The sequence below is a fragment of the Haloglycomyces albus DSM 45210 genome, assembly GCF_000527155.1.
Taxonomy (GTDB): domain Bacteria; phylum Actinomycetota; class Actinomycetes; order Mycobacteriales; family Micromonosporaceae; genus Haloglycomyces; species Haloglycomyces albus.
This window is the reverse complement of record NZ_AZUQ01000001.1, coordinates 2,114,076-2,140,548: the sequence shown is the minus strand read 5'-3', so window position 1 is coordinate 2,140,548 and position 26,473 is coordinate 2,114,076. Positions and strand designations below refer to the sequence as shown.

Genomic DNA, 26,473 nt, shown 5'->3' with positions numbered 1-26,473 from the left:
GGAGGTCAATCCGCTCCTACGAGGAGAACGGCGGACAGTCGGTCGGATTGCAGCCACTGGATCTCCCGGTCGGCCCAGTGATTGTCCATATGATGCCTGACGTCCCTGACAAGTTCGGCGGCCCTGGTGTCTCGCTCGGCGGAGATAACGGTGAACAGTTCGGCGCCCGACCGCGCCAGGCGGTCCAAGGTATCGGTCACCATCGCACAAGCGTCAGAACCCGAGCTTTCGGTTCCATCGTCCCCCGTCAAAACGTATTCATCCTGTTCCAAGGCGAGGCGGATGCCGGTGCAGCCGGTGGCGGTCTCCGTTCGGGCGATGACGTCGTCGTCGAAGCCGCTGTCAGGGTCGGCGACGGCGAGCGCGGCGATCGACTGCATCACCGATCCGGTCGGGACGACCGCGATGCGGTAGCCTTCCGATCGTGCGATCGCCACGGCCTGACGTATCGCCTCATGACTTCGTGAGTCGTCGACGAACATAATGATCTCAGAGCCACCGCTGTTGTGAATGGTGGCCAGAACCTCCTCGGCCGAACCCCCGTCCGAAACCAAACTGCCGTGCCGCTCCAGGAATCCCGTCAACTCGGTTTCTGAAGTGATGGTGATGGTGGCCCGATCCCGCCGTGCCGCCGGAACCAGGGCGTCGTCGAATCGCGTCACGGAAATCCGACGGACGTGACCGCGTTCGATTCCCGCTTCGATTGCCGCTCCCACGTCATTGGCGTGCACGTGCACGTTGAATGTCGGCGTTCGGGTGTCTCCGCTGGAGGCTCGGGAACCGATGATGACGACCGAGTCGCCCAATTCCCCGAGGCGGGCTCTCAGGTCCTCGATTCGTTCTGGGCGCCCGTCCAGAAGGTATTGGATCTCGTATTCGAAGCCGCCCGAACCGCTCTCCCGCACTACGGGTTCCACCGGGGTCGGTTTGGCCCGTCGCCGGTCGTGCAGGAGGTCTCCCGCACCGGTGGGATTCGAACCTCCCAGGCTTTCCACCAGGGCCTCCAGGATGAAGGTGAAGGCCAAGCCGCCCGAATCCACTACCCCGGCACGCGCCAGAGCCGGGAGCTGATTGGTCGTCGCTTCCACTGCCTCGGCGGCTGTTTCGGCGGCGGCCCGCACCGCTGACATCAATCCCAGCGACGCGGCTTTACGTGCTGCCGTGGCAGCGGTCTCGGCCACGGTGAGGATGGTTCCCGCCGTCGGCTGAGCGACGGCGGCTACGGCGCTGTCGGCCGCGTTGCGCAAGCCTAGAGCAAATTGATGGGCGTTGACGGTCTCGTCGATCCAAGTGTCGGCGAGGCCCGCGATCATTTGCGCGAGAATGACACCCGAATTTCCCCGCGCGGAAACCAGTGCCCGAGCGGCGAGGCGATCGAGTAGGAGCGGAACGGAGTCCGCCTCGTCGCATTCCTCGGTCGCGCTCTTCAGAGTGGTGTACATGTTGGTGGCCGTATCGGAATCCGCCACCGGAAACACGTTCAGCTCGTCTATGTCGTTTTGATGGCGCATGAGGAGTTCTAGGGCCGTCTGACCCCATCGATGCAGTACGGCGGCGTCGATGACGATGCCGTTACTGTCACTTCTGCCGGAATTCACTGGGAAGTCAACCACGACTCCCCAGGATACTCCGCGAAATCTCCCCGGCGAACCAAGCGGCCGTATCGGCCGTGACCGCCGGGGAGGTATCGGGTTAGAGCTCGCCGTACAGCAAGGAACCCCGCATCGCCTCTGCAATGTCAGCGTTGTCCTCGTCACCGTAAGCGGCGAACACGTCGACGTCACCACTGCTTGTCTCTATAAGGGCCGCATAAACGACAATGTCGCCGACCTCGTATTCCAAGAAGCGAGCCAAACGGCCGTCGACACGGTAGCTTTCACCGGTCACGTCTCCGGTGGAGTCGTCGCTCAGACTACCGGCAACCAGGGCGGCGAATTCACCCTCGACATCTTTTAGGTCATCGTCGTAATCGACCCCAGTGGCGTCCAGAGTGCCGACGAATCCACCAACTTCGGATTCAGGATGTTCAATTCCCGTGCCGTCGGCAAAGCCTTCCGGCAACTCATCGGTTTCTTGCCACCCGTGATTCGCATCGATGATGAACTTCAGATCCGTGCTACCCGACGACACCGCTTCCAGCGCCGGCTCGGCGGGGGTTTCATCACTGCCATTATTCTTAGAATCATCGATGCTTCCACCCCCGGTGTCATCGGTCGCAGCCGGATTGAACAGGAGCACGGCGCCCCCGGCCAAACCGGCCACTACGACGACGACACCGACGAGGAGTATCCACATCGAGGCCTTGGATTCTTTGGAAGAACTCGGCTTGTTCTTCTGTTTAGGCGGCTTGACCTTAGGCTTCTTCTTACGCCCACGCCGTTCGATCTGAGGAGCTTCCCAGGCGCCTCCACCGCTACCGGGCGCCGATGAGACCGGCGCCAGTTGATTTCCGGGCTGTTGCTGCTGTTGCTGCTGCTGAGCCCATTGTTGATTGGCCTGCCCTCCGGGTGCCGACGTCGGCACGCTCGACACCGGAATCATTCCAGGGGGAGCTGAAGCGGGAACGCTGGATACCGGACGCCCCATCGGGTCGATGCCCTGTTGAGTCTGCCCCGGCATCGGTTGCTGTGGAACCTGCTGACCCATACCGTTCTGATCCGGCGGCATCTGGCCAGGGGGCACCTGACCAGGGGGCATCTGTTGTTGCCCGGGCATAGGCTGCTGCGGAGGCGGAGACGGCTGCTGTTGCTGCATACCGGGCTGAGGAGCTTGCTGTGGGCTAGCGCCGAACGGTGAAACGGGGACGCCGGGGGGCGCGGCGGGAGCCTGCTGATCGAACTGCCCCGGAACCTGGTACTTCATCGTGGCATCACCGTCGGCCGGGTTCGGTGGCTGGTGCGGGTTCTGCGGCTGATACTTCATCGTGGCACCCGCGTCGGCTGCGCCGTTCTGTCCCTCTCCGTTCCAGTCCGGTGGTTCCTCTTCAGGGCGGTACACCGGCTGGCTGGGATTGACTTCATTGGGCGGCTGCCAGCCGTCAGCAGGTGGCTGCTGGGGGTTGCTCATGTTCGTTCACCAAAATTATGGGAGTCGGCACAAAATCTATATGTGCTTAGGATACGGTATCGAGGCAAGTTCTACACTTGCGGAGTCAGGTTGAATGCCGTGCCGGTCACGTATGAAATCTCGAACGGAGGCACGACGGTCGCACCACTTGCGGTGCGGTCTTAGTCGCTTGTGACACAGACGGCGTCCCCGGGATTCGGCCCGGCCCGTATCATCGGATAGTATTGCCAGGTTGCCTGCGTTCACCGTAGGCGTCGGCATCCTCGTGAACGTGGAACGTTTCAGCCGCGTCCGTGGAATTACATTGATCAAGTCAACGCAGGAGTTTGGATTATGTCGAGCGTATGTGAAGTCTGTGGCAAGAGCCCAGCCTTCGGCAACAACGTCCCGTGGTCCCACAAGAAGACCAAGCGGCGTTGGAACCCGAACCTGCAGACAGTGCGTATCGCCACCGGCTCCGGTGACAACAAGCGGCGCGCCAAAGTCTGCACCTCATGCTTGAAGGCCAACAAGGCCACTCGTTAGTTTTGCATCGAGCAACGCTCGATGCGGGGCCTGTCAGGGGAATTGCCCGAGCCGTGGCCGGGACGTTCTGCAGCGGCCGATTGGCGCTACCGTGACAGGGACCTAGGTAAAAACACGAGCTTTAAAAACCGGCAGTCGCGACTGCCGGTTTTTTCATGTCCGATTCCGCGGGGAGAACGCCAACGACCCTAATTGGGCCCGAAGTGATCCCAGCCGGTCGCCCCGGTCGGGCTCTGCCCATCGACGGTCACCCCGTGTCCTTCCGCCACTCGGCCACAGGGAATCCAGTCCGCCGGCAATATGACATCGGGTGGAAACGTGGCGACCAAGGCATGATCGTCGCCTCCACTCAAGACCCATTGCCGTGGATCGACTCCCAAGGCCTCACCGGCTCGATACATCGATTCGGGCACGTCCAGCCGATCACCGTCGACATCGATGGCAACCGCCGACTCTTCTGCGATATGTCCGACATCGGCGAGCAGACCGTCCGATACGTCGATCATGGCCGTTGCCCCCATGGTCGCGGCAATGGGGCCGGAAGCATACGGCGGCTGAGGACGTCGGTACGCCCCGACCAGCGCTCCCGGAGAACGAAATCCACGGGCCAGTACCGTCAACCCCGCTGCAGCCCAACCCAAACGCCCAACATAGGCGAGAACGTCACCCGGCTGTGCCCCGGAACGCCGAACCGGCCGACATCCCTCCATGTCTCCCAGCGCCGTTACCGCAATGGTGAGCTGCTCGCCGCGAGTCGTATCTCCGCCGATGACCGCCGCTCCGGTCACCTCGGCTTCGGACGACAATCCTTCTGCCAAGGCCACCAGCCAATCCACATCCGTATCCGCAGGTACGCTCACCGCGGTCAACAGACCCGTTGGACGACCTCCCATCGCGGCGATGTCAGCCATGTTCGCCGCCGCCGCGCGGTGGCCGACATCGTCACCCGATGACCAGTCACAGCGGAAATGACGCCCCTCGATCAACATGTCGGTACAGGCCACCACCTGACGGTCACGGGTGGCCAACACGGCCGCGTCATCGCCGGGCCCGAGCACGACCCGCCTGTTGGTGGACAGACTCCGGGAAATCCTGTCGATCAGTCGAAACTCTCCGTACTCTGCGGCTGTATCGCCCACTCGCCAGTCCTCGATTCCCGGTCATGTCGTCCATTCCGTCGTAGGCCCGTCCGTGCCCGTCACGCACCATCGTGCCGTACACCGGTCGAGCTGCCCGACATGTTAGTTGAGTGTCAATGACGACCAACCGCCGGAACGCCCGAGTATCGGTTTCAGTACAGTTCGACGAGGGACCATACTAGGGTGGCCTTCGCGATCGACCAGGCATGACGTCTATGCCACAGTTTAGCTCTTTGGGGGACAGATGGGTAAGTTCAACAATCCCGGCATCATCGCTACCGCAGTGGCCTTGCCCCTGGCCGCTCTGGCCGGTTTCGGTGCCTACAGCTTCTTGCAGAGCACCCTGGACGACGGCGGTTCCGATTCGGGGCAGCAGACTCTGGAGCCGGTCGAGCTGGAGCCGCGCGACCTCGACGAAGATACCCTGACCTTGTGTTTGGCATTGACCGCCAGCGTTCCCGACAGCCTCGCTGAATTGGATAAACGCCAGGTCACCGGCGGTGAGAACATCAACGAGTACACCCTCGCCTACGGAGACCCGGCCATTACCGCGATGTGTGGCGACGCCGACCCCGAAGTGGACGACACCGAAGAGGTGTACGTGATCAACGACGTGTGCTGGATCGATCGAGAGGCCGAGGGCGGCACCGAATTCATCTCCGTCGACCGAGAAATCACCGTCGCGGTCGACGTCCCCGAGGAATACGAGCAGGGCGTCGACGCACTCAACGAACTCTCCCCCTCCATCGCCGAATACGTCCCGACTGCCGACGAAGCACCCTCCGGATGCACCGCGTAGAGGTACGACGCGACTTTTTCGCACGGGACGCGGTCGAAGTGGCTCCCGAGCTCCTCGGCTGCGTTGTCGTCGCCAACGACGTCACCCTCCGCATCGTGGAGGTAGAGGCCTACCGCTGGAACGACCCGGCGTCCCACGCACATCGCGGCCCGACTCGCGCCAACTCCACCATGTTCGGGCCTCCGGGCCACCTCTACGTCTATTTCACCTACGGAATGCACCACTGCGGCAACCTCGTCACCAATGACGTGAACGAAGGCGCCGGGGTGCTCCTGCGGGCCGCCGAAGTGCTGCACGGCAGCTCCCACGCCCACACTCGACGCGGCAAATCCACCGAACGCGACCTGGCTCGAGGACCGGCACGCCTGGCGAAAACCATGGGCTGGACGAAACGTGACGACGGAACCGACATGATCGGACGCGTATTCCACGACCTGGACGCCACACGCCCCGATATTTCCAGCGGGCCACGGGTCGGCGTCCGTCACGCCGCCGACGTACCGCGGCGATTCTGGATTACCGGCAGCTCCTTCGTCTCTTCCTATCGGCGCAATCCGCGAGCGCGGTGACACAACCGCCACGTGCTTAACGCCGTTTCTGCTCGCGGCGTCATTTCGTCCACCGGGTTCGCACGGCACGTCCCATGAGGGTCAAGGCGATCGGTGCGTCGTTGATCAGGTAGCGCCGTGCCAGTCGGCGTGGTTCCGACATCATGCGGTGCAACCATTCCAGGCCGTACCGCCGCATCCAGTGGGGAGCCCGTTGCCGGTAACCGGCGATGAAGTCGATACTGGCTCCGCATCCCAGGAACCAGGTTCGCGGGGCGTGGGCGCGGAGGTTGGCAATCACGGATTCCTGTTTGGGAAACCCCAAGCCGACATAGACGACGTCGGGCTGTGTTTCACTCAAGCGGCGGACGAGTGCCTCCCATTGCGACTGGTCCTTGTCGAACCCGAGAGGCGGGCACCATCGCCCCACGACTTTGAGGCCCGGGTAGCGGCGTTCGAGGACGTCACCGGCGCGTTGGGTGGGTAGCGCGGTGGGATCGGGCGTCCCGCCTAGAAGTGCGAGTTTCCAGCCGCGGTCGGAGGCACGTTGGGCCAGTTCCCACACCAGATCGGATCCGGCGACGCGTTCGGGGAGCGGGGTACCGGCGAGGCGTGACGCCCACAGGAGGGGCGCGCCGTCACAGGTGACGAGTTCACAGTCGTTGATCAGTCGGGCGAGGCCCGGGTCGCGACGGCATTGCGCGACGATGTCGACGTTGGGAGTGGCGATATGTCCGCCCTGACCGGCCTGTAGTTTTTCTTCCACCGTCGTGACGGCTTGTGCCACGGTGATTCGATCGATCTGGAGGCTACCCAGGGATACGGTGGTGCTCAACGCTCTTGCCATAACTGTTCACGCTATCGGCACGATCGTGGTTTTCAGGGAAATTTTGCGCTAGGGCGTGTCCTAACCGGGGTACTCACTCGTTAGTCAGGCAGACAAAACCCGACAGCTTTATGACGGTGGAATATCAGACAGAAGGGTTCCTGCAGTGGGCGTTAAGATCTCGGAAACGAATTCGCCAAATGAGGACGCGGTCAAGCTCGTATTCATCGGCGGTCTGGGACGAAGCGGGACCACTCTTCTCGAGCGTCTGCTCGGTCAAGTTCCCGGCGTCATGCCACTGGGGGAAATCACTCACCTGTGGGAGCGCGACGTCGTCGCGGACGAGACCTGCGCTTGCGGGGCGACGTTTTCGCATTGTGAGTTCTGGCAACGGATTGGTCACGAAGCCTTCGGGGGCTGGGACAATGTCGACGTCGAACGGCTGACGGCGCTGAAGTCCACTGTCGATAGAACCCGCCACATTCCCGCGTTGGCCGGAAAGAAACTGGGGACCGACCAGTTTGATTTGGTGTCGGAGTACAACTCGTACTTCGAACGCGTCTATCAAGCGGCGGCGGCCGACACCGGTTCTCAGGTCATCGTCGATTCGTCGAAACACGCCTCCCTCGCCTATTGCCTGCGCTGGTCCCCCAACATCGATCTGCGTGTATTGCATGTCGTACGCGATTCCCGTGGGGTGGCCTATTCGTGGACCAAACGGGTGACCCGTCCGGAATCTCCCTCGGGAGAGACGATGACCACCTACTCCCCCACCAAGGCCGCCATGTTGTGGAACGCGCAGAACGCCGCCTTCAGTCTTCTACGGCGTCGTGGCACCCCGGTACGTCGGGTGCGCTACGAACGCATCATCGAACGCCCTCGGCACGTCATGCGTTCGCTGGCTCGATTCTGTGGGCTCGACATATCCGAAGACGACCTTAATTTCATCGGCGACGGCTGGGCCGACCTGGGGCCAAGTCATTCCGCCGCCGGAAACCCGATGCGTTTCACGGTGGGGCGCATCCCCATTCAGACGGACAAAATGTGGGCTACCGATCTGACTCCCCGCACCAAGCGAGTCGTGTCCACCCTGACCCGACCCTTGCTGGGCCGCTACGGCTATCTGCGCCCTGACGACAATGCCAATGAACCCCAGACGACGAAGGAGGTCCCCAGTGGGGAGTAACTGGCCATCGGTGGGAGTCGTGATTCCCACTCACAATAGACCTCAGCAGGTTAGGGAAGCGCTGCAGTCGGTTCTGGAGCAGTTCTACCCCGGGCGGTTGGAGACGATCGTGGTCTACGACCGCGCCAAGCCGGACCATTCCCTCGGCCGTGACGGTGATCGACCGGTGACGGTCATCAAGAACGAGCGGACTCCCGGCCTGGCGGGAGCGCGCAACAGCGGAATCATGTCACTCGATACCGATGTGGTCGCCTTCCTCGACGACGATGACGAATGGCTGCCCGGAAAGTTGACCGCACAGGTGGCGGCCTTGGGCACCAGCGCGGAAATGTGTACCACCGCAATCGAAGTGGCGTATAAAGGAAAACGTAATGTGCGGCTGGCGGGCCATAATGCGATCAGCCATGCCGACCTGCTGCGTTCACGCATGATGATGCTGCATTCGTCCACATTCCTGTTTCGCCGCTCGTCCCTTCTCAACGGCCTTGGTCTGATCGCAGAAGACGCTCCCGGAAGTCAGAACGAGGATTGGGACATATTGTTGCGCGCCGCTCGCCGCCGCACGATCAGCCATGTCGACTCGGCCTATGTTCTCGTCAACTGGGCGGGTTCACACTTTGAAACCCGATGGGACACCAAAATCTCGTCGTTGAAATGGATACTGGATCGCCACCCTGAAATTCACGGCTGCCCCGAAGGAGCCGCTCGAGTTTACGGACAGCTGGCCTGTTGGCACGCCGCCATCGGCGACCGTAAAACCGCTCTCAAATGGGCGACTCGGGCGACTCGCTATTACCCGAGGGAACCGCGTGCGGCGATAGCTCTGGCCGCCACGACCGGAGTGGTCACCATTCCAGGGGTGATGGCTTCTCTACACAAGCGCGGCAAAGGCATTTAACGCCACGCCGATTCAGGCAGGCTGTCCCCGAAAGGGGTTATACCGGGGACAGCGGCTCCTGTTCGTGGTTATTTGCGACGCCCCACGTACACCACGTTGGTGCACCAGCGCCCAATCAAGGAGCAGAGCACGGCATCCGTCGGTCGCGCGACAAACTTCAACGGCTGCCGATAGAAACCCTGCGTAAAGAGGGTGAAACCGTGAATGCCCACCAACTCGAAGCCATGGTGATCGAACAGTTCTTCCACTTCACGATGTGACAGCTCTTGGAACCAACTATTGGTGTCGAGTCTCCCGAACGTTCGGCGCAACCGCCGGATCGATGAGGCGTTTCCGTGGTTTTCCACCACGAGAAGACCCGATTCGGCCTTCGGCAATGCGGCGGAGGCGAACTCCATGAATCGATCGCGCACCGACTCTTCCACGTTCAGAAGAAGACGGAACGCCGTGACCAGATTGTGACGCTGTGGATCCATGTCCAATTCCGGCACGGGCCCCACCGGATCGATATGATGTAGATGCCCTGGAGTGCCCAGATCGCGAGCCTTGGCGAGCATGGCGTGCGACGGGTCGTATCCGTGGGTGACGGCGACGGTTCCGTCCACCATCCGGGCCGCGCGTCCCGTACCGCAGGCGAAGTCATAGTGTACGGGCGGATCGGGAAAGGCCTCTCTAATGAAACTTCGCAGCCAGCTCGCCTGACGAGCCGATACTATCGACGAGTAGGTTCCCCGCGCGTAAGTACGATCCTGGTATTTGTCGACCGCAGATCGGTCTTGGAACACGTCGCTGTAGTTGTCGACCATGTATCGTGGGTCCTTTCGTTTCTTCGTGTACTTGACATTCCGTGGGGGCGCTTTTCCTACGCTCGTAGAATACGAAACATACGGGGAAACATTCGGTAAATTCGACAGTGAAATCGGCCCGCGTTCAACGGCTGATTACTTCTCCCATAGGGACAGAAGACGGCGTGCGTATCCGAGCACGATGACGCCCCAGGCCAGCAATCCGATTCCAGTGCCGATAAGTTGCGCGCTCGTACCGAACTGGGCGCAGAGGATGATGAGGATCAGATGCAGGCCGCTGCAAGCGATGCAGGTCAGACAGAGCGTGCCCCACGGCCTATACCCGAATCCGCGATACACCTGATACAGGGGAATCAGGTTCTTACACATCAAGGAAACCGCCCAGGCCAAGGCGGCCCCCACGATGCCGATACGGGGTATCAGCACGACGTTGAGAACGATATTGACGGCGAGCGCAATCGACACATTGTAGAACTGCCACGACGTCTTCCCCGCCATCGCCAATACGGTGTCCACGATCCCGCACGCCGCCGCCACCATCATGCTGGGAGCGAGGATCCAGATCACCGTGCGCGCGTCCCCGCGAATGTAGTCCGAGCCGAACAGCCTCAAATAGATGTCGGCCGACATCGCTATCGATATATAGATGGGCCATGTCAGCGCGACGATCCACGCGGTCGACGTCTGGTAGAGCTCACTGAGTTTCGCCGGTTGGCCGACGTTGGCCGCAATGCGTGGCTGCAGGGCCTGTCCAATGGCACCCGAAACCATCTGCCCCACCACGATGAATCGGGTCGCGACGGTGTACACCGCGGCGGCCTCCAGCCCGGCCAGAGCCCCCACCAGGACGATGTCGAGCCGCTGTAGGGCCAGTTGCACGACCGAAGCGGCCGCCCTCGGCCCGGTGAAACTCCAGAAATCACGGGCGGGCAGCGATCCGTTCTGGCCGTGCGCTCGGGGTAGCCGCCACACCGTCCATGCCGCCAATAGCGCCGCCGGTAGATACGGCATCGACCAGGCGAGGGTGGTGGCGGTGAGATTTCCGCTGAAGGCCACGGCGACAACGGCAAGCAGGACGACTTGGCTGAGAGTGCGTCCGATCTTTTCAATCGCCACCGTCGGTCCCATTCGGTTGAATCCGCGCCCGGCCGCCAGGAGTATCTCGCTCACCACTGCCAACGGCAAGACGGCCGCCAAGATCGCGGCGAGCGTTGGGTTCGGCAGGTACGACGCGAACGTCAACAGTAGGAGGGAACAGGCCCCCGCCCCGACCAACGGTGCGAGGAAGGCGTTTCGGTATATGTCCCCCAATGCCCCCAGTTGTGCGGCCTTGCGTTTCGAGGCGATCCAATAGACCACCGACGTGGGAGTTCCCAGCCGGGCAATGGAAGCGAGGAGGAGAAAAAGGGACGTGGAAGTGAAGAACGCACCGGCGGCGGTCGGGCTCAAGGCCCGGGCCACCAGCCAGCTGACGAGTATCCCTCCGCCGCCGGCAGCGGCGGCTCCCAGGAGGCTGACCAGGCTGGAACCCGCACTACGTCGGACGGTGTGTTTTCCCGAATCTACGGTAACGGTGGCCAATGCTTTTCCATTTCTTTTGCCCGGGAGTTTATCGAGTGGAAGAAGAGGCCCGGTATCGAGAGTTCGTCCGCCCTTGCGGGAGCCTCACCGGGGAAGGGCTTGCCGAACTTGGCTTCGGTTCAGGGGCGTCGACCGCCGTTCGGCGAGACCACGTCGGGAATCGAGGTACCTCGACGCCCCTGTAACGTGACGGCGCTCGGTGTGGGAGAGCGAGCGCCGTAGTCACGGCATGACGACTGCGGCAGGACATCAATCCGCCTAGATGCGCCAGCTCGGGGTGTGCCCCAACCATTTGCCGAGTTCGGCGTCGAACGGCTCGTAGAATTCGGTGAGCTGGTGTCGCAATTGCGGTGACATGGGTGATGGTCGCCCCCGCCCATTGTGCTTTCTGAAGTCGACGCAACCGATCCAGGGCAGGCTGAGAAACCGCATGACCCGCTCGAAGGATTCTTCTGGACGAGTGAAGAATTGACCGGAGTCGAGGACGAGGATTCGTTCCTCGCCGATCAGCTCGGCGAGCTTCGTGAGGTACTGGCTGTACTGTCCCCGGGCCCGATACGCGTGGTGCTGATGGCTGAAACTGTAGTACGAGGGATCGGCGGCCAGTCGAGCGTCCTCCCCGGCCAGTCGTTCCGGTTCGGCCGCCAAGGCCGCTTCGAAGTCGGTAATGTCTTCAAAGCCGCGAGCCACCTCGTGGGCGTGCTGGGACCACGCGCGTTCTACCGGGTCGCGAACGAGAACGATGACCTTGATTCCAGGTAGATCGCGGGCGAAGCGCTCACGAGCCAAGGGGTGATAGAGATAGTAGGGGCTGGACTCGTAGGCCATGGGAACCAGCCCCGTTTGATCCTGGATACGGCGGGCGGTTCCCCGCGTGGCGAAATGAGCCCGATACCACGAGAGACCCTTATGATAAGAGGTGTCGAAATAGTGCACTCCCTTGTGCAGGTTCGGTTTCAGGATCGCGGGATGTTGTTGCAGAGCTCGATAGAGACTGGTGGTACCGCATCGCTGCCCGCCACAGATAAGGAATCCGGGGAGGAGTCGTCCCGATACGGTCAAGCGCCCGTAGGTGCGGGCTGAGTTGGAGACGGCGGTGCGGATTGGGGCGGGGATTCGATCGCGGAGAGTCTTAGTCATGCTGTCGCCCTTCGTGAGTGTATTCGATCAATGCGGGTAGCAACCAGCTGCCCAGTGCTCCCAGCGCCGCACCGGCTTCGGCGGCGCGGTCGATCGCATAACGCACGGCCAGGTCGATAATGTAGAGCACGGCCGTGGCGCGGGCTTGAGTCGCGGTTACGTTGAACGGTTCCAGAAGGGCGGGGGCGGCACGTAGCAGCTCCTCCAAGGCCGTCTTGGGGTTTCGTTGTTCGGTCACTATCGCGTCCTGCAGTCGGTAGTGCAAGGCATCGAAGCCGAGAGGAACGTCGCTTTCGTAACGCTCCAAGTCCCACAGGTAGATGAACTCTCCGCTGTGGCGGGAATTCCACGGAGTCCAGTCACCGTGCCAGGAACCGTATTCCAGCTCCACTTCCGCATAACGTGGCAGGGTGGTTTGAGCGGTTTGATACAGCACCCGCGCGTCTTCCTCGGGGTACGTTGCCAATAGTTCGAGGCGCTCGTCCAGGCGACGCCGGTAACCGCTCTGGCACAGAGGCCCCGAGGTGACGCTGAAGGCCTTGGTCAGTTCGACCATGGCCGCGATCCGACGCCGATGGTTGTGGTCGGTAGGCGGTTCCCAGGCGGGTATGGGGGTCGTGACCAGTATATTGAAGTCGCGCCAATGCCCGAAATGCGCTACCTCGGGAAGCACCAGTTGATTCCGCCACGAACGTTTCTGCAGTACTTCCAAATTGTCGCGTTCGGCTCGCACCAAGTCCCGAGTCAGGTCGTTGACGCCCATCTTGGCGAAACCGACGGTGTTTCCCTCCGGGTCCAGCAAATGAAGAACCGGCTTGCGATTGGCGCGCGCCGGCCCAATGTGAATAGCGCTCAATACCGGGTGTCCGATGGCCGAACTCAGGTAATCGTCGATTCCGTCGGTGGTAGGCACGTCGATGCGGTGGCGTAGGAGGAGACGGTCAAGGCGACTGTTGACCGCCCAATACGCCGCATTGCGTTTGAGGCGTGCCGACGCGGTTGCCGGCCAGGCATAGCGTTGCAGTGCTCCCGAGGCCGCCGACCGTTCCGCCGGAATCAATACGCGCGGCTTGCGCAGGTTGGGGACGGCAATATAGCTCCGGGTCGCCCCACCCTGATGCGGGAAGAGCATGTCACGGACCTCATCGAGGTACTTCGCTCGACGGGCCATGTCATCGCTCGTTTTGATTGCCTCACTCATTTTTCTCTCCAATATCGCGAAATTCGGGCCGATGGTGCTGGAGTGACGTCCTGGTGGGGCGTGGTGGCGGGCGTTGCTGCGGCGTGGCATCGGACCGTGTTCGCGTCTCCGCGACGAGGCGTTCCCGAGCGGCGAGAACGACATAGCTCAGTAGCAGGGCGAACAACGGCATGACGAGTGCGTTATAGAACAGCATGGATACCACTGAAAAGACCATGACGGCCGCACCCGCAATTCCCACCGGACTGTGGTCGTGCCGAAATCGCCACAGAACGGCCAGAATGAAACCGAGATACGCCGCCAGGCCGAGGAAACCGTGCGCGAAGATCAATTGCCAGAGTTGACCGTTGCCTCCAAGTGTCCGCGCCCCACAGCGTGGGCAGTCCGCAGTGGGGCCAATGGCGATCGAGTCACCGGACCCCAAGGTCTTGCGTGTGGAACCAAATCCGATCAACGGAGAATGTTCGACCGTCAAGTCCACGGCGGTTTCCGAAGCGAACGAACGCCCCTCGTCGGAATGCGGATTGTCGATACGGTCGGAGATCACGGTCCGCATCGGGCTCAACAGCACCACGGCCCCGGCCAAAACCCCGATCGCCATGATCGAGAGAATCGCGACGACCCGGCCGGCCCAGAGCAACTTCACGGCCACGACCAGCGCCATGACCGCAAGCCCCAGCCAGAGGCCCCTGTTGAGCGAGTACACGATGGGAATCATCGCCAGCGCGAGCGCTACCCATGCCCACGGACGCAGGCGGCTCCACGTCGGGGTGGGGCCGCCAGACTTGGTTCCTCGGGTCATGGCAACGACCGTCAACCAGGCCACTGTCATGGCACACATATTTCCCCAGGTGTTCGTGTACCCCCAGGGAGCAGCGGGTCGGTGGCTCTCATAGCCGAGAATGTTCATCGTCTGCGACAGTGACGGATGTACCAGGGACTGTACGAATCCGTCCTGCGCCACGGAAGCGGGGAGGGCGGCTTCTACCGGGGAGGTGAATTCGATTCCGCCCGCGAAGGTTCCCAACAGGCCGCCCACGACGGTGACGATTCCCCAATACGCAAGGAGAACGATCAAGCGCTCCACACTTAGCTTGCCGTAGGCGATCAGGTTGTACGCCCAGAGAGCGATGACGCTGACGCTGAGATAGAACCCGAGGCGGAAGGCCGCCCCTGGAGCTTGGTCCATCCAGCTGGACTCCACCGTTCCCGGCGGAGTGGCCCCTAGATTGAATATACTGAATACGACCATGGCCAGGAAGACCAGCCAGATTCCGAACAGGGGAGGAAACTCGACTCGCCGTCGTGAGGCCAAAAACCACAGCGCGATCACGGTGAGCGCGGGAAGCAGCAGAATTCCCGCGCCCAGAGACCACCACAGTGGATATCCGACGATAAACAGCGTCAAGGCAAGTGCTTCGCCGCGCCCCGACTTGTCCCCGATAGTCACGATTGCCCCGCGGGTTCCTTTCGTTGTGGGGACCCGTCATCCGAAGGTTGTTCCTCTCCACCCTCTTTTTCGACGACGTCGAGCGCGTCGGTGGGCGAGTTGTCGGCGGGCATGTTATCCGCCGCTTCGCCCTCGTTTTCCGATTGGGCGCGCCCCGGGGCGGGCGCCTCCATCATCGGCCCGAGATCGGACGGTAGCAGGACGACACCGATGATTCGGGTACCGACCTTTTCGATCGCCTCGATTGATTCCATTGTGGCTTTGACGCTGTCACGGCCGGTCTGTACGGCTAGGACGACACCGTCGGCGTGGCTGGCGAACATCTGGGCGTCCGCGGAACACGACAGCGGCGGGGCGTCCACCACCACGATATTGCCCCCTTCCGCCAGTTCCTGGAAGGTGTCGGTGGTTGCCTCGCTGGTGGGTCCGGTGGCGCGTGCGGCGGCCCCCGAACCGATGACTTGCAGACCGGGGCGACGGGGCGCTACGAAGCAGGCGTCCTTAACCGACACTCGACCGGACCAGATGTCCGAGAGCCCCGGAATCGGATTCGTTTCGGATAGTTCGGACAACCCGACCGTGGAGGTGGGGTTTCCGGCGATGACCACGGTACGGTCGCCGGAGCGGGCCATCGCACTCCCCAGATTCGCCACCACAATAGAGGCGGCGGGCCCAGGCGATACGCCCACTGTCACAATGATTTTGCGGCGCTCCCCCAGTTGAGAGACCACCACATTGCGCATTTGAGAAAAGAGGCGACCTCCGGGGGAATAGGCACCGAAGACCTCTCTGCTGCGGAACCGCACTGAATTCGGAACCGCACCGATGACGTCGACTCCACAGCGCTGTGTGACATCGCTCGGATAGAGAACGCGCCGCGCGCCTTGATGGCGAAGATACGCTATGAGCAGGGCGAAAATCAGCCCGACGGCGGCAGCGGCACCGACGTTGAGAAGCGCGTTGGGAGACACCGGCTGAGTCGGGAGTGAGGCGGAGTTGATGGTACGCCCCGGAGACAGGGACTCCTCGGCCGCCTTGAGTTCCGCGTTCTCGTTCTCCAGTTCGGCGACGCGGTTGTTCAAGCGCTCCATGTCACCCTGGATCTGGGTGTATGCGGAGCCCTCCGGGTCGGTGTTCGCCAGCCGGTCTCGTAGGATGTCGAGTTCCTCGACCAGGCCGTCTTTTCGTTCGGTGTTCGCTTCACGGTCCTGCGCGAGGTTGGTGACCGCCTGGTCGTGCCGGTGTTCCAGGTAGGCCTCGCTGTACGCGATCGCCCCCTGTTGCGCGGCCTCCGCTTCGGAGGCTTGAAAGCGGATCTCCAAGACCGCGGTATTCGGCGGCACCGTGACGTCCACTGCGTCGCGGAGTTTCGTCTGATTGGACTCACCCAGTTTTTCAGCCGCCGAGGCCGCGATTTCGGTGGAACGCACCAACTGAGCCTCGGTATCGAGGTTGATCTGCCCATTCGTTCTCGCTTGAGCGACATCGCGTTCCGTGCCGACCGGCTGCACCAACACCGACGTGCGTGACTCGTAAACGTCGTCCTGCCAAGCGGTGAAGGCCACACCAAGAGCAATGGAGCTGAGAATCATCGTGATCATTAGCCAGCGAGAACGACGGAGCATGGTCGCGTAATCGTTCAGGGCACCGGTCGAGGTGTTGCTCAATAGTGTTCACTCCCTTAAGAGGGGCCGTACCGACCCGAAATTGCAGAGGTTTACACACGCCTACGGCAGTTCCGTTTCACGCCTGGTACATCCCATCCGGCGACGGCAAGGAAGAATCAACGAATACAGCTCGGCCTGTGTCTGCTCGGCTTAACGAACCGGCAGGCGTGAGGTGACGGTCGTGTGCGGGAGTTGCGACCACACGACACTGTGGATGACGACGCCGAATATGAGTCATCGACGACCGTCGTCACTCGAACGGGTCGCTCATTCGATGACCGATCGGAACGGTAGACGTTGTGGGACGAGAAGTGGAACTACGTGTCGAACACTTGATTGATCCACAACAACCGCGGTTATATTGCGGTTGCATGCCTGGATTGCTCTTTTTACCCTCTTCTGGACGATATTATTCCCATCTACACTAAGTAGGCGTTTTGCGATGTTCATCACGTTAGACTGAGGAGTACTCGGACGCACACAGAGCCAGGTCGCCGAGGATCGGTCACTCAACCGATTCCGAACGACGAACCGTAAGGGGAGAAACCGGCGGGATCAATTGCACGCCAAGAAAACGACGGTGCCGTTATCCGGGTCGGTCACGACTCGGGCACGGCTATGAGAACACCGTTAACACCCGAATTCCGGCTGCGACGATAGGGAGAAGCAAATGAACCGGTCCAAGGTAGCCGAAGCGACCAGCGGCGAACATAACCGCCTCCTCCGGCGGCTGACGGCCGTCTTCGCCGCTGTAGTCCTGTTTTTGTCCGGATACTTCATCGCTCACGTCAGTCCGGACTCCGATTGGTTGGGAGACCTGCCCCTACTCGACCAAACCTTCGTGGAGACCCCGGACGAACAGCTGATCGTCCCCGACACCGCGACGTATCTGAGTACCGAACGCGACAGCCCCACCAACCCTCGACCGGCACGACTTCCGGTCGGCGTCTCGGAGGACTTCGGTATATCGGTCGCCCACATATATTTCAGTGTGGACGAGACCATGCTGCGGCCCGAATCCGAAATCCGGCTTCGACTCCCCATCTCTCAGGCGCCGGAGGACTCCGACAAGGTCACGGTGGAAATCGCCTCGGTACGCCCGACGGACTGTCCCTGTCAGTTGAACGGTTCCTCCCCTCCACCTTACGGCAACGTCTGGCAGGCCAAGGACGTTTCCGCAACCGACACCGAGGTCACCTTCGACATCACCGGCGCCTTCGACGCACCGGGGCGCTATGGATTCGCCGTCAGCACTCCCGATACCGATCGGTATCTGGAATTCAACGGAAGCTCCGACGTAGACCGCGGGCCGGTGCTTCGTACCTGGCACGGCGTGGAGATACCGCAGCCACCCGATGACTCCATTGAAGCGATCCCCGAACGCGGCCAATCCAGCAATGTGCTCAACAGCTGTTCACTCGGCGAAAAGCTCGTTCCCACCTGTGGGATGTTGGACGGAGTCGCCGCCGGTGCTCACACGAACATTCCACGGCCGCAGTCGCTCCACACCTTTGAGGAGAGGGTTTCGTCCAAGCAGGATATCTATCACGCCTACGAACGAGCCGACGAACGCCTCTTTCCGGCTCCCGAACAGATCGAGTTGGCTCGTGATCCGGACAATCCACGGCTACTGTTCATCAACTGGAAACCACGCATGGCCTCCTGGGCCTCCATAGCCGAAGGGAACGCCGAGGTGGACGCGTATCTTGACCGGCTGGCCAAGCACATCAACGAGAACTTCCCCGAACCGTTCTTCTTCACCGTTCACCACGAACCCGAGAACGACGTTCGCCCCGAGTCCGGTTCCGGATGGGAGGCCTCCGACTACGCCGCGATGTATCGCTACGTCATCGAATATCTGCGTGACAAGGGGGTGGACAACCTCGTGACGGTCATGAACTACATGGCGTATATGGAATGGGTGGACGAACCGTGGCATCACGAAATCTACCCGGGCGACGACGTGATCGACTGGGTCGGATGGTCGGCATACGGGCTCGCCGATCGAAACGGATACAGCGACGACCTCACCGATCTCGTCAATCGACCCGATCCGATTCGCGACTGGCCGGGCTATTACGAATGGACGGTGAAGAACCATCCGGAAAAGCCCATCATGTTGGGCGAATGGGGCGTATTCCGAGACGACGACTACCCCGATCATCAACGGGAGGTCTTTGAACGAGCCAAAGACCAACTGGCCCACTATCCACGTTTGAAGGCGATGGTCTATTTCGAGTCGCCCAACGCCGAGGGACGCAATTCCGAGGTACACAACGATCCGGACACGCTCGAGGCCTATAAGGAGCTGATGCGCTCACCGTACTTCGACGTCGACCTCGACTGAGCCGTGCCGGGGGTGGGATCGCCACGGTTCCGCCCCCGATACATCGCCTCACACCGCACGATTCCCCGCATTTCGCCTCGTAGCCTCAATATATGTCGGATACTCGATAGGGATGCCGCCGTATGGACACGGCGTCCGACACAGCCGACGTACATCAGCGAGCGGCGGAAAGGTGCGGTCGCGTTTCGCCATGGACACTAAGAACACGCCATCACGCAACGGCCTGGGGACGGCCTCCCTGGTCGTGGGAATTGTAGGGCTCCTCGTCGCCTGGATTCCGTTGATGTTCTGGCTGGCACTCGTCTTGGGTGCCGTCGGCCTCTTCCTGGCGTGGCGGAACTTCAAACGCATTAAAGCGCAGACCGCCGACAACAAGGGAATGACGGTCACTGCGATCGTTCTGTGCCTCTTGGCCGTCGGCTTCGGGTTGATGCAGGCGATCGCGGTCATCACCACCACCGACGACGCCGTCGAAACGATTCAGGACAGAGTCTCCGGGCGGGACGCGAGTGACAATGTCACTCTCGGAGACATCGACGACGACACCGACGCGCCGGGACGGCTCCAGGTGGAGATCACCGTGCACAACGATTTCGACGACATGCGGGATTTCTCCGTCACCTACGGCTGGTATGACAGTGACGAGGAACAGATCGACACCACCACCGAGCGTTTTGAAAACGTCGATTCCGGCGATACGGCACAACTGGTCTCCACCGACTTCTTCGAATCCGACGTCACCCCCGAATACGTGGAACTCGAATCGGCTCGCGCCACGGTCAGCGATTGACGAAAAAAGCTGCCGTAAACGACGAACGTCGTTTACGGCAGCTCACGTATCATGCGCCGAGCGGATTAGCTCTTCTGACGCAGCTTCTCCTCGTTGCGGTGCAGGTCGTCCAAGCCACCACACATGAAGAAAGCCTGCTCGGGGAAGTGATCGTACTCCCCTTCGGCGATCTTCTTGAAGGCCTCGACGGTCTCCTTCACCGGAACGAACGAACCGTCCACTTCGGTGAACTGCTTGGCCGCGTAAGTGTTCTGCGAGAGGAACCGCTCGATGCGACGGGCCCGGGCCACGACGACCTTGTCCTCTTCCGACAGCTCGTCCATACCCAGAATCGCGATGATGTCCTGCAGTTCCTTGTACTTCTGCAGGATCTCTTTCACCTGGCCGGCGACGCGGTAGTGCTCATCGCCCACCACTTCGGGCTCCAGGATACGAGAGGTGGAGGCCAAGGGGTCCACCGCCGGGTAGATACCCTTATCGGCGATCTTACGTTCCAGGTTCGTCGTGGCGTCCAAGTGAGTGAACGCCGAGAACGGAGCCGGGTCGGTGTAGTCGTCGGCGGGGACGTAGACCGCCTGCATGGACGTAATGGCACGTCCACGCATGGAGGTAATACGCTCCTGCAGCTCACCCATTTCGTCGGCCAGGGTCGGCTGGTAACCCACCGCGGAGGGCATCCGGCCCAGCAGCGTGGAGACCTCGGAACCGGCCTGGGTGAAACGGAAGATGTTGTCGATGAACAACAGTACTTCCTGGTTCTTCACGTCACGGAAGTACTCCGCCATCGTCAGAGCCGACAGCGCCACACGCAGACGAACGCCCGGAGGCTCATCCATCTGACCGTAGACCAGCGAGGTCTTCTCGAGAACCCCGATGTCGCCCATCTCGGAGATGAGGTCGTTACCCTCACGGGTACGCTCCCCGACACCGGCGAAAACGGAGGAACCACCGAAGTTCTGCGCCACACGGATGATCATTTCCTGGATCAGAACGGTTTTACCGACACCGGCACCACCGAACAGACCGATCTTCCCACCCTTGACGTACGGGGCGAGCAGGTCGAGGACCTTGATACCGGTCTCCAGCATTTCGGTCTTGGGCTCCAGCTGCGAGAACTCAGGCGCGTGACGGTGGATCTCCCAGTAGTCGTCCGCCTGGACCTCTTCGCCTTCCTTCAGGTTCAGCGGCTCACCGAGAGCGTTGAACACCTTGCCCTTGATGCCGTCACCGACGGGCACCTTGATCTGAGACTTGGTGTCACGCACCGGCATACCGCGAACCATACCGTCGGTCGGCTGCATGCAGATACCACGCACCTGGTTTTCACCCAGGTGCTGCGCGACCTCCAGGGTCAGCGTGTGAGTGGTGTCGCCGATCGTCACATCGACCTTCAGCGCGTGGTAGATCTCGGGGATGGCGTTCCGCGGGAACTCGACGTCAACGACCGGCCCGATGACCCGTACGACGCGTCCCACTCCATCAGTGTCAGTCATCGTTTATCCTTTTCCTGCGTCGGCCAGGGCCGAAGCCCCACCCACAATTTCACTGATCTCCTGAGTGATCACGGCCTGACGGGCGGCGTTCATCTCACGAGTCAAGTCTTTGGACATTTCTTCCGCGTTGTCGGTCGCGGCCTTCATCGCCCGACGCCGGGAGGCCGACTCACTCGCGGCCGACTCGATGAGAGCGGCGTAAATGCGGGTGGTCAAGTATCTCGGCAGAAGCGAATTCAGCAGTTCCTCCGGGTTCGGTTCGAACTCGTAGTCCGGAACCAGAACGCGGTCGTTGAGTTCCGGGTCCTCTACTTCCTCGACCTCCAGGGGTGCCATTTGGCGTGCCTGTGGGGTCTGAGTCAACAGAGACTTGAACTTCGTCTGGACCACGTGGAGCTCGTCCACTCCGGGGTGACCGTCCGACACGGTTTCCTCGCTGCCGGCCATAAAGGCCTCCAGGAGACTACGCGTAATCATTTGAGCGTCGCTGACGGCGGGCTTCTCGGTGAAGCCCGTCCACGACTGCTCGACCTCCCGGTCACGGAAGGAGTAATACGCGACACCCTTACGGCCGACCACGTAAAGCACCGGCTGCTTACCCTCTTCGATCAGCTTGTTGATCAGCTGTTCGGCGTGCTTCAGCACGTTCGAGTTATAAGCGCCGGCCATCCCCTTGTCTGAGGTGATGACCAGTACGCCGGCCTTACGAGGTTCTTTGCGCGGCTGAAGCAGCGGGTGGTCGATCGAGGCGTTGCTGGCCAGCGACGTCATGACCTCCGTCATGGCGCGGGCGTAGGGAAGCGACGCCTCGACTCTCTCTTGTGCTTTGGCAATACGACTCGTGGCCACCAGTTCCATCGCCTTGGTGATCTTCTTGATGGACTGAGCCGACTTGAGTCGTTGCTTCAGCACACGTAGCTGCGCTGCCATCGACTACCTCTTTACTCGCTGGATCTTTTCAGCGTCGTGGTCCTCATCGGAAAGCTCGCCCGCCTCGGCGTCGTGCGGGTGCAATCCGGCGGCTTCGGAGCGGAACATCTTCTTGAACTTCTCCAGCGCGTTGGAAAGACTCTCGTCCAATGCGCCTTCGACCTTCTTGCCGCCCTCTGCCGCTTCCGTGATGATATCGGCGTGGTTGGCTCGCATGTAGCTCAAGAACTCCGTCTCGAAGCGACGAACCTCGTTGACCGGAATGTCGTCAAGGTGGCCCCTCGCGCCGGCCCAGATCGAGATGGTTTCCTCGCCCATCGGGAACGGCTCGGCCACACCCTGTTTCAACAGTTCCACCATGCGCAGACCACGGTCCAACTGAGCCTTCGAGGCCGCGTCCAGGTCCGAGGCGAAGGCCGCGAAGGCTTCCAGCTCACGGTACTGAGCGAGGTCAAGACGCAGCGAACCGGCGACGCTCTTCATACCCTTGGTCTGAGCCGAACCACCCACACGGGATACCGAGGTACCGACGTTGATGGCCGGGCGGACACCGGAGTTGAACAGGCCCTCTTCGAGGTAAACCTGTCCGTCCGTAATCGAGATGACGTTGGTGGGAATGAACGCCGAAACGTCCCCCGCCTTGGTCTCGATGATGGGCAGACCGGTCATCGAACCCGCGCCGAGCTCGTCGGACAGCTTCGCACAACGCTCCAGCAAGCGGGAGTGCAGGTAGAACACGTCACCCGGGTAGGCTTCACGGCCCGGTGGGCGACGCAGCAGCAGCGAGACCGCACGATAGGCCTCGGCCTGCTTCGAAAGGTCGTCGAAGACGATCAGTACGTGCTTGCCGCCGTACATCCAGTGCTGTCCGATGGACGAGCCGGTGTAGGGGGCGAGGTACTTCAGACCGGCGGGCTCATCGGCGTTCGCGGTGACGATGGTGGTGTAGTCCATCGCGCCGTGCTCTTCCAGCATGGCCTTAACCCCGGCCACCGTGGAACCCTTCTGGCCGACCGCGACGTAAATGCAGCGGACCTGCTTGTCCGGGTCGCCGGACTCCCAGTTGGCCTTCTGGTTGAGAATCGTGTCGATGCATACCTGGGTCTTACCGGTCTTGCGGTCGCCGATGATCAGCTGACGCTGTCCACGACCGATGGGGGTCATGGAGTCGATCGCCTTGATGCCGGTTTCCATCGGTTCACTGACACCCTGGCGGCTGACGACGTCGGGAGCCTGCAGTTCGAGCTCGCGCTCGCCCTCGGCCTCAATCTCGCCCAGGTCGTCGATCGGCTCACCCAGCGCGTTGACCACGCGGCCCAGGAACTTGTCCCCGACCGGTACGGACAAGACCTTACCGGTCCGCTTGACTTCCTGGCCCTCGGCAATCTTCGCGAAGTCACCGAGAATGACGACACCGATCTCACGCACGTCAAGGTTCTGCGCGAGTCCGAGGATGCCGTCTTTGAACTCCAACAGTTCGTTGGCCATCACGGAAGGAAGTCCTTCCACGATCGCGATACCGTCGCCGGCCGTGGTAACGGTCCCGACCTCCTCACGGGAGACCTCTGGCCGGTACGACGAGACGTAGTCGTCCAGCGCACTACGAATCTCATCGGAGGAGATGGTCAATTCAGCCATCTTACTCATCCCTCATTCCTGAATTTTTGCAGTTTACTACCGGCACTCGTTACCGACCGGCCAAGACACGACGAGCAGCGTTCAAACGCCGCGACACCGTGCCGTCCCACAGGTCGGATCCGACCTGAATGCGGATACCGCCGACAACGGACGGATCCACGATCACTTTGACCCCGACAGGGTAGTTGTAGACCAGCGACAACTTGGCGGCAATCTTCTGTTCGGCGCCCTCTTCCAGTGTGGAAGCGACCGTCACGTAGGCGAGAACCTGTTCCCGTGCCTCTGCGGTCGCATTCAACAGGTGCTCCATCGAAGGATCGAAGGAGCGGCCTCCCACACCGTGGCAGGCGGTCTCGATCAGTTTTACCGTCACCGGGTCGGTCTTGCCGTCGAGCAGTCGATCGACGATCTGTACTTTGACCGTCTCTTCGGTGCCCGTTGAGCCGAGGACCGAGGACAGTTCCGGATCCCCGTCGACGATGCGACGGAAACGGAACAGCTCGTCTTCCACCGTGGCCAAGGAACCTTCCTTGGCGCTGGCTTGCAACAGAGCCTGAACGCCCACGGTCTCCACTCCATTGGCCAGTTCCCCGGGCGAGCCCCACCGGCTCCGGACGAGAGCAATCACCACGTCCAGCGCCGAGGCACCGATCTTGCCCTCGAGCACGCGCCTGGCCAGGCCTTCCCGGTCGTCCGCTCGTTGAGCGGGATCTGACAGGGCGCGGCGCAGGCGAGGCTGGTCGAGCAAGAAGCGGGTCACGGCCATGAGATTGTCAGCTGTGTCGATGAGGTCACCGGCACTGGCGTTGGCTGCCTGTGACTCCAGGGCCTCACGCCCTGCCTCGATGCTTTCGCGTCCAGTCATCGACATCTATCGTGCTCCGCTCGCTGTGGATTGCTCGTCGTTCAGTTCAGCGAGGAACCGGTCGACGGCCTCTTCCGTCGTGGGCTTACCGGACAGGTCCTGGCTAATGATCTTTCCGGCCAGGTCGACCGCCAAGTTGCCCACTTCGCTGCGAAGCTCGTGAATGAGCTGCTGCCGTGAGGCCTCCACCTGGGAGTGGCCCGCCGCGATAATGCGGTTGGCCTCTTCACGGGCGTTGGCCAGGATTTCCTCCTTGGCCGCTACCGCGTCGGCACGGGCCTCGTCACGGATGGCAGCCGCCTCTTCACTCGCACCGGCAAGTTTACGACGGTATTCCTCGAGCGTCTGGTTGGCTTCTTCCTGAGCCTGCTCAGCGCGCTCGATCCCCCCTTCGATCGCGTCCACTCGGGCTTTAAAAGTCTCTTCCATCTTGGGGAAGACGAACTTCATCAGCAGGTAGCAGAGCAAAGCGAAGGCGACTATACCGACGACCACCTCTTGCCAGATGGGGAACAGAATCGCCATTCCGTCGTTTGCTGCTAGATTCATACGTTTACTCCGTTATCCGAGTGCGAAAGCGAGAACCAGGCCGAACAGGGCCAGCACCTCGACCAGGGCGAAGCCCATGAACAGCATCGGGCGGGTGATACCGGCCGATTCGGGCTGACGGGCGGTGGCGGTGATCCAGGCAGCGAAGACCAGGGCCACACCGATACCGGGGCCGATGGCGGCCAGACCGTAACCGATGACGTTTGCGGAGCCTTCGAGGGCGACGATGTCCATTGATTATCTCCTACTTGATGTTGTCCCGGTGTCGGCCGACACCTGGGCGCGCTTAATGGGAAACCTTTTGACGGACTAGTGTTCGTCCGCCAGCGAACCTTGTACGTACAGCGCCGTCAACAGCGTGAATACGTACGCCTGCAACAGGATGACGATGAGCTCGAACAGCGTCATGGCGATGGCCATGAGGAACGAGAACAGCGACAGGCCCTGAATGAAGAAGTTCGCTGAATTCAGCATCGCCAGACCACCGGTGATGAACACCAGCAGGATCAAGTGACCTGCGAACATATTGGCAAAGAGACGCAATGCCAGCGTGATCGGGCGCAAAATGAAGTTCTGGATGAATTCCAGGGGAATGATGAGAGGCAGGATGAACCAGGGCACCCCGGGCGGCACACAGTTCATCTTGAGGTATCCGACCAGTCCGTGCTTCTGGATACCGACGTAGTTGTATACGATCCACGACAGCACACCGAGTACCAGCGGGAAAGCAATGTGGGCGTTCGGCGATATTTGGATGCCGGGGATGATCGCCCACAGGTTCATCATGAGGATGAAGAAGAACAAAGTGGCAAAATAAGGCGCGAATCGCACGCCGTCCTTTTTACCCAACAGGTCGATCGACACGGTGTTGCGAATGAAACCGTAGGCCGATTCGGCGATCCACTGTCGTTTGGTGGGTACGATCTGTGGATTTCGGTAGGCCCACATGAACAGGAATGCAAGCACCACGACCGTTGCGAAGACCGCCATCGTGATCGTAGTGATCATGTTGGCCAGGCCCGTGTCCGA

24 protein-coding genes are annotated in these 26,473 nt (G+C 61.3%); 7 read left to right on the top strand and 17 right to left on the bottom strand.

Features of this window, described 5'->3' with window-relative positions; translation table 11 throughout:
- Positions 1 to 5: 5 nt before the first annotated feature.
- Positions 6 to 1,613 (bottom strand): DAK2 domain-containing protein, encoded by a 1,608-nt coding sequence (locus HALAL_RS0110045; RefSeq protein WP_156937693.1) that lies wholly within the window; start codon positions 1,611 to 1,613, stop codon positions 6 to 8.
- Between the two features lie 79 nt (positions 1,614 to 1,692).
- A complete protein-coding gene (locus HALAL_RS0110040) occupies positions 1,693 to 3,066 on the bottom strand; it encodes a hypothetical protein (protein WP_025273887.1) in 1,374 nt (457 codons plus the stop codon).
- A 333-nt stretch (positions 3,067 to 3,399) separates the two neighbouring features.
- Here HALAL_RS0110040 and rpmB point away from each other — a divergent pair, with 333 nt between their 5' ends.
- Entirely contained in the window at positions 3,400 to 3,591 is a 192-nt protein-coding gene (gene rpmB / locus HALAL_RS0110035) for a 50S ribosomal protein L28 (protein ID WP_025273886.1), read from the top strand.
- Positions 3,592 to 3,779: 188 nt separating this feature from the next.
- Here the strand turns inward: rpmB and HALAL_RS0110030 are convergent, their stop codons facing one another.
- Complete coding sequence (locus HALAL_RS0110030) at positions 3,780 to 4,730, bottom strand: thiamine-phosphate kinase (protein ID WP_025273885.1); 951 nt, start codon at positions 4,728 to 4,730, stop codon at positions 3,780 to 3,782.
- A 244-nt stretch (positions 4,731 to 4,974) separates the two neighbouring features.
- Here HALAL_RS0110030 and HALAL_RS0110025 point away from each other — a divergent pair, with 244 nt between their 5' ends.
- A complete protein-coding gene (locus HALAL_RS0110025) occupies positions 4,975 to 5,529 on the top strand; it encodes a DUF3515 family protein (protein WP_025273884.1) in 555 nt (184 codons plus the stop codon).
- Positions 5,517 to 6,098 (top strand): DNA-3-methyladenine glycosylase, encoded by a 582-nt coding sequence (locus HALAL_RS0110020; protein ID WP_025273883.1) that lies wholly within the window; start codon positions 5,517 to 5,519, stop codon positions 6,096 to 6,098. Before HALAL_RS0110025 ends, HALAL_RS0110020 begins: the two co-directional genes overlap by 13 nt.
- Before the next feature lie 40 nt (positions 6,099 to 6,138).
- On the opposite strand, the gene HALAL_RS0110015 is transcribed toward HALAL_RS0110020, so the two are convergent.
- Positions 6,139 to 6,924 (bottom strand): WecB/TagA/CpsF family glycosyltransferase, encoded by a 786-nt coding sequence (locus tag HALAL_RS0110015; RefSeq protein WP_025273882.1) that lies wholly within the window; start codon positions 6,922 to 6,924, stop codon positions 6,139 to 6,141.
- Positions 6,925 to 7,069: 145 nt separating this feature from the next.
- Here HALAL_RS0110015 and HALAL_RS0110010 point away from each other — a divergent pair, with 145 nt between their 5' ends.
- Together HALAL_RS0110010 and HALAL_RS0110005 are read left to right on the top strand one after the other, a co-directional pair.
- A complete protein-coding gene (locus tag HALAL_RS0110010; RefSeq protein WP_025273881.1) occupies positions 7,070 to 8,089 on the top strand; it encodes a sulfotransferase family protein in 1,020 nt (339 codons plus the stop codon).
- Positions 8,079 to 8,987 carry a glycosyltransferase family 2 protein gene (locus tag HALAL_RS0110005; RefSeq protein ID WP_029767708.1) on the top strand — a complete coding sequence of 303 codons (909 nt, stop codon included), beginning with the start codon at positions 8,079 to 8,081 and terminating at the stop codon, positions 8,985 to 8,987. Before HALAL_RS0110010 ends, HALAL_RS0110005 begins: the two co-directional genes overlap by 11 nt.
- Positions 8,988 to 9,055: 68 nt before the next feature.
- Here HALAL_RS0110005 and HALAL_RS0110000 read toward each other — a convergent pair whose 3' ends face one another.
- The 6 genes from HALAL_RS0110000 to HALAL_RS0109975 form a co-directional block, all read right to left on the bottom strand.
- Entirely contained in the window at positions 9,056 to 9,793 is a 738-nt protein-coding gene (locus HALAL_RS0110000) for a methyltransferase domain-containing protein (RefSeq protein ID WP_025273879.1), read from the bottom strand.
- 135 nt (positions 9,794 to 9,928) lie between these two features.
- Positions 9,929 to 11,374 (bottom strand): oligosaccharide flippase family protein, encoded by a 1,446-nt coding sequence (locus HALAL_RS0109995; protein ID WP_025273878.1) that lies wholly within the window; start codon positions 11,372 to 11,374, stop codon positions 9,929 to 9,931.
- Between the two features lie 258 nt (positions 11,375 to 11,632).
- Positions 11,633 to 12,514, bottom strand: a complete 882-nt coding sequence (locus HALAL_RS0109990; protein ID WP_025273877.1) for a sulfotransferase domain-containing protein — start codon at positions 12,512 to 12,514, stop codon at positions 11,633 to 11,635.
- On the bottom strand, positions 12,507 to 13,715 hold the full coding sequence (locus tag HALAL_RS0109985) for a hypothetical protein (protein WP_025273876.1): 1,209 nt from the start codon (positions 13,713 to 13,715) through the stop codon (positions 12,507 to 12,509). The genes HALAL_RS0109990 and HALAL_RS0109985 overlap by 8 nt, the downstream gene beginning before the upstream one ends.
- Positions 13,708 to 15,165, bottom strand: a complete 1,458-nt coding sequence (locus HALAL_RS0109980; protein WP_025273875.1) for an O-antigen ligase family protein — start codon at positions 15,163 to 15,165, stop codon at positions 13,708 to 13,710. Before HALAL_RS0109980 ends, HALAL_RS0109985 begins: the two co-directional genes overlap by 8 nt.
- A complete protein-coding gene (locus tag HALAL_RS0109975) occupies positions 15,162 to 16,832 on the bottom strand; it encodes a Wzz/FepE/Etk N-terminal domain-containing protein (protein ID WP_025273874.1) in 1,671 nt (556 codons plus the stop codon). Before HALAL_RS0109975 ends, HALAL_RS0109980 begins: the two co-directional genes overlap by 4 nt.
- Before the next feature lie 670 nt (positions 16,833 to 17,502).
- Between HALAL_RS0109975 and HALAL_RS17640 the strand changes: the two genes are divergently transcribed.
- A complete protein-coding gene (locus tag HALAL_RS17640) occupies positions 17,503 to 19,179 on the top strand; it encodes a glycosyl hydrolase (protein WP_025273873.1) in 1,677 nt (558 codons plus the stop codon).
- A 190-nt stretch (positions 19,180 to 19,369) separates the two neighbouring features.
- Positions 19,370 to 19,969, top strand: a complete 600-nt coding sequence (locus HALAL_RS17635) for a DUF4190 domain-containing protein (protein ID WP_051462882.1) — start codon at positions 19,370 to 19,372, stop codon at positions 19,967 to 19,969.
- 65 nt (positions 19,970 to 20,034) lie between these two features.
- Here the strand turns inward: HALAL_RS17635 and atpD are convergent, their stop codons facing one another.
- The 7 genes from atpD to atpB form a co-directional block, all read right to left on the bottom strand.
- Positions 20,035 to 21,462, bottom strand: coding sequence for a F0F1 ATP synthase subunit beta (gene atpD / locus HALAL_RS0109960; RefSeq protein WP_025273871.1), 1,428 nt, complete (start codon positions 21,460 to 21,462; stop codon positions 20,035 to 20,037).
- 3 nt (positions 21,463 to 21,465) lie between these two features.
- Positions 21,466 to 22,392 carry a F0F1 ATP synthase subunit gamma gene (locus tag HALAL_RS0109955; RefSeq protein ID WP_025273870.1) on the bottom strand — a complete coding sequence of 309 codons (927 nt, stop codon included), beginning with the start codon at positions 22,390 to 22,392 and terminating at the stop codon, positions 21,466 to 21,468.
- A gap of 3 nt (positions 22,393 to 22,395) precedes the next feature.
- Positions 22,396 to 24,030: a F0F1 ATP synthase subunit alpha gene (gene atpA, locus HALAL_RS0109950; RefSeq protein ID WP_025273869.1), complete on the bottom strand. Its 1,635-nt coding sequence runs from the start codon at positions 24,028 to 24,030 to the stop codon at positions 22,396 to 22,398.
- A 49-nt stretch (positions 24,031 to 24,079) separates the two neighbouring features.
- Positions 24,080 to 24,895 (bottom strand): F0F1 ATP synthase subunit delta, encoded by an 816-nt coding sequence (locus HALAL_RS0109945; protein ID WP_169732434.1) that lies wholly within the window; start codon positions 24,893 to 24,895, stop codon positions 24,080 to 24,082.
- Between the two features lie 6 nt (positions 24,896 to 24,901).
- The gene (locus HALAL_RS0109940; RefSeq protein WP_025273867.1) at positions 24,902 to 25,444 is read right to left on the bottom strand and encodes a F0F1 ATP synthase subunit B; all 543 of its coding nucleotides are present in this window, start codon (positions 25,442 to 25,444) and stop codon (positions 24,902 to 24,904) included.
- A 12-nt stretch (positions 25,445 to 25,456) separates the two neighbouring features.
- Complete coding sequence (locus HALAL_RS0109935) at positions 25,457 to 25,678, bottom strand: ATP synthase subunit c family protein (RefSeq protein ID WP_025273866.1); 222 nt, start codon at positions 25,676 to 25,678, stop codon at positions 25,457 to 25,459.
- Positions 25,679 to 25,753: 75 nt separating this feature from the next.
- Positions 25,754 to 26,452, bottom strand: coding sequence for a F0F1 ATP synthase subunit A (gene atpB, locus HALAL_RS0109930; protein WP_084472089.1), 699 nt, complete (start codon positions 26,450 to 26,452; stop codon positions 25,754 to 25,756).
- Between the last annotated feature and the right edge of the window lie 21 nt (positions 26,453 to 26,473).

What these genes read in the sequence shown, in the direction of transcription:
- HALAL_RS0109985 (WP_025273876.1), bottom strand. Translation starts at nt 13,715, where the DNA reads ATGAGTGAGGCAATCAAAACGAGCGATGACATGGCCCGTCGAGCGAAG.
- atpD (WP_025273871.1), bottom strand. Translation starts at nt 21,462, where the DNA reads ATGACTGACACTGATGGAGTGGGACGCGTCGTACGGGTCATCGGGCCG.
- HALAL_RS0110040 (WP_025273887.1), bottom strand. Translation starts at nt 3,066, where the DNA reads ATGAGCAACCCCCAGCAGCCACCTGCTGACGGCTGGCAGCCGCCCAAT.
- atpA (WP_025273869.1), bottom strand. Translation starts at nt 24,030, where the DNA reads ATGGCTGAATTGACCATCTCCTCCGATGAGATTCGTAGTGCGCTGGAC.
- HALAL_RS0109940 (WP_025273867.1), bottom strand. Translation starts at nt 25,444, where the DNA reads ATGAATCTAGCAGCAAACGACGGAATGGCGATTCTGTTCCCCATCTGG.
- HALAL_RS0109935 (WP_025273866.1), bottom strand. Translation starts at nt 25,678, where the DNA reads ATGGACATCGTCGCCCTCGAAGGCTCCGCAAACGTCATCGGTTACGGT.
- rpmB (WP_025273886.1), top strand. Translation starts at nt 3,400, where the DNA reads ATGTCGAGCGTATGTGAAGTCTGTGGCAAGAGCCCAGCCTTCGGCAAC.
- HALAL_RS17635 (WP_051462882.1), top strand. Translation starts at nt 19,370, where the DNA reads ATGGACACTAAGAACACGCCATCACGCAACGGCCTGGGGACGGCCTCC.
- HALAL_RS0109990 (WP_025273877.1), bottom strand. Translation starts at nt 12,514, where the DNA reads ATGACTAAGACTCTCCGCGATCGAATCCCCGCCCCAATCCGCACCGCC.
- HALAL_RS0110000 (WP_025273879.1), bottom strand. Translation starts at nt 9,793, where the DNA reads ATGGTCGACAACTACAGCGACGTGTTCCAAGACCGATCTGCGGTCGAC.
- HALAL_RS0110025 (WP_025273884.1), top strand. Translation starts at nt 4,975, where the DNA reads ATGGGTAAGTTCAACAATCCCGGCATCATCGCTACCGCAGTGGCCTTG.
- atpB (WP_084472089.1), bottom strand. Translation starts at nt 26,452, where the DNA reads ATGATCACTACGATCACGATGGCGGTCTTCGCAACGGTCGTGGTGCTT.
- HALAL_RS0109955 (WP_025273870.1), bottom strand. Translation starts at nt 22,392, where the DNA reads ATGGCAGCGCAGCTACGTGTGCTGAAGCAACGACTCAAGTCGGCTCAG.
- HALAL_RS0109945 (WP_169732434.1), bottom strand. Translation starts at nt 24,895, where the DNA reads ATGACTGGACGCGAAAGCATCGAGGCAGGGCGTGAGGCCCTGGAGTCA.
- HALAL_RS0110015 (WP_025273882.1), bottom strand. Translation starts at nt 6,924, where the DNA reads ATGGCAAGAGCGTTGAGCACCACCGTATCCCTGGGTAGCCTCCAGATC.
- HALAL_RS0110020 (WP_025273883.1), top strand. Translation starts at nt 5,517, where the DNA reads ATGCACCGCGTAGAGGTACGACGCGACTTTTTCGCACGGGACGCGGTC.
- HALAL_RS17640 (WP_025273873.1), top strand. Translation starts at nt 17,503, where the DNA reads ATGAACCGGTCCAAGGTAGCCGAAGCGACCAGCGGCGAACATAACCGC.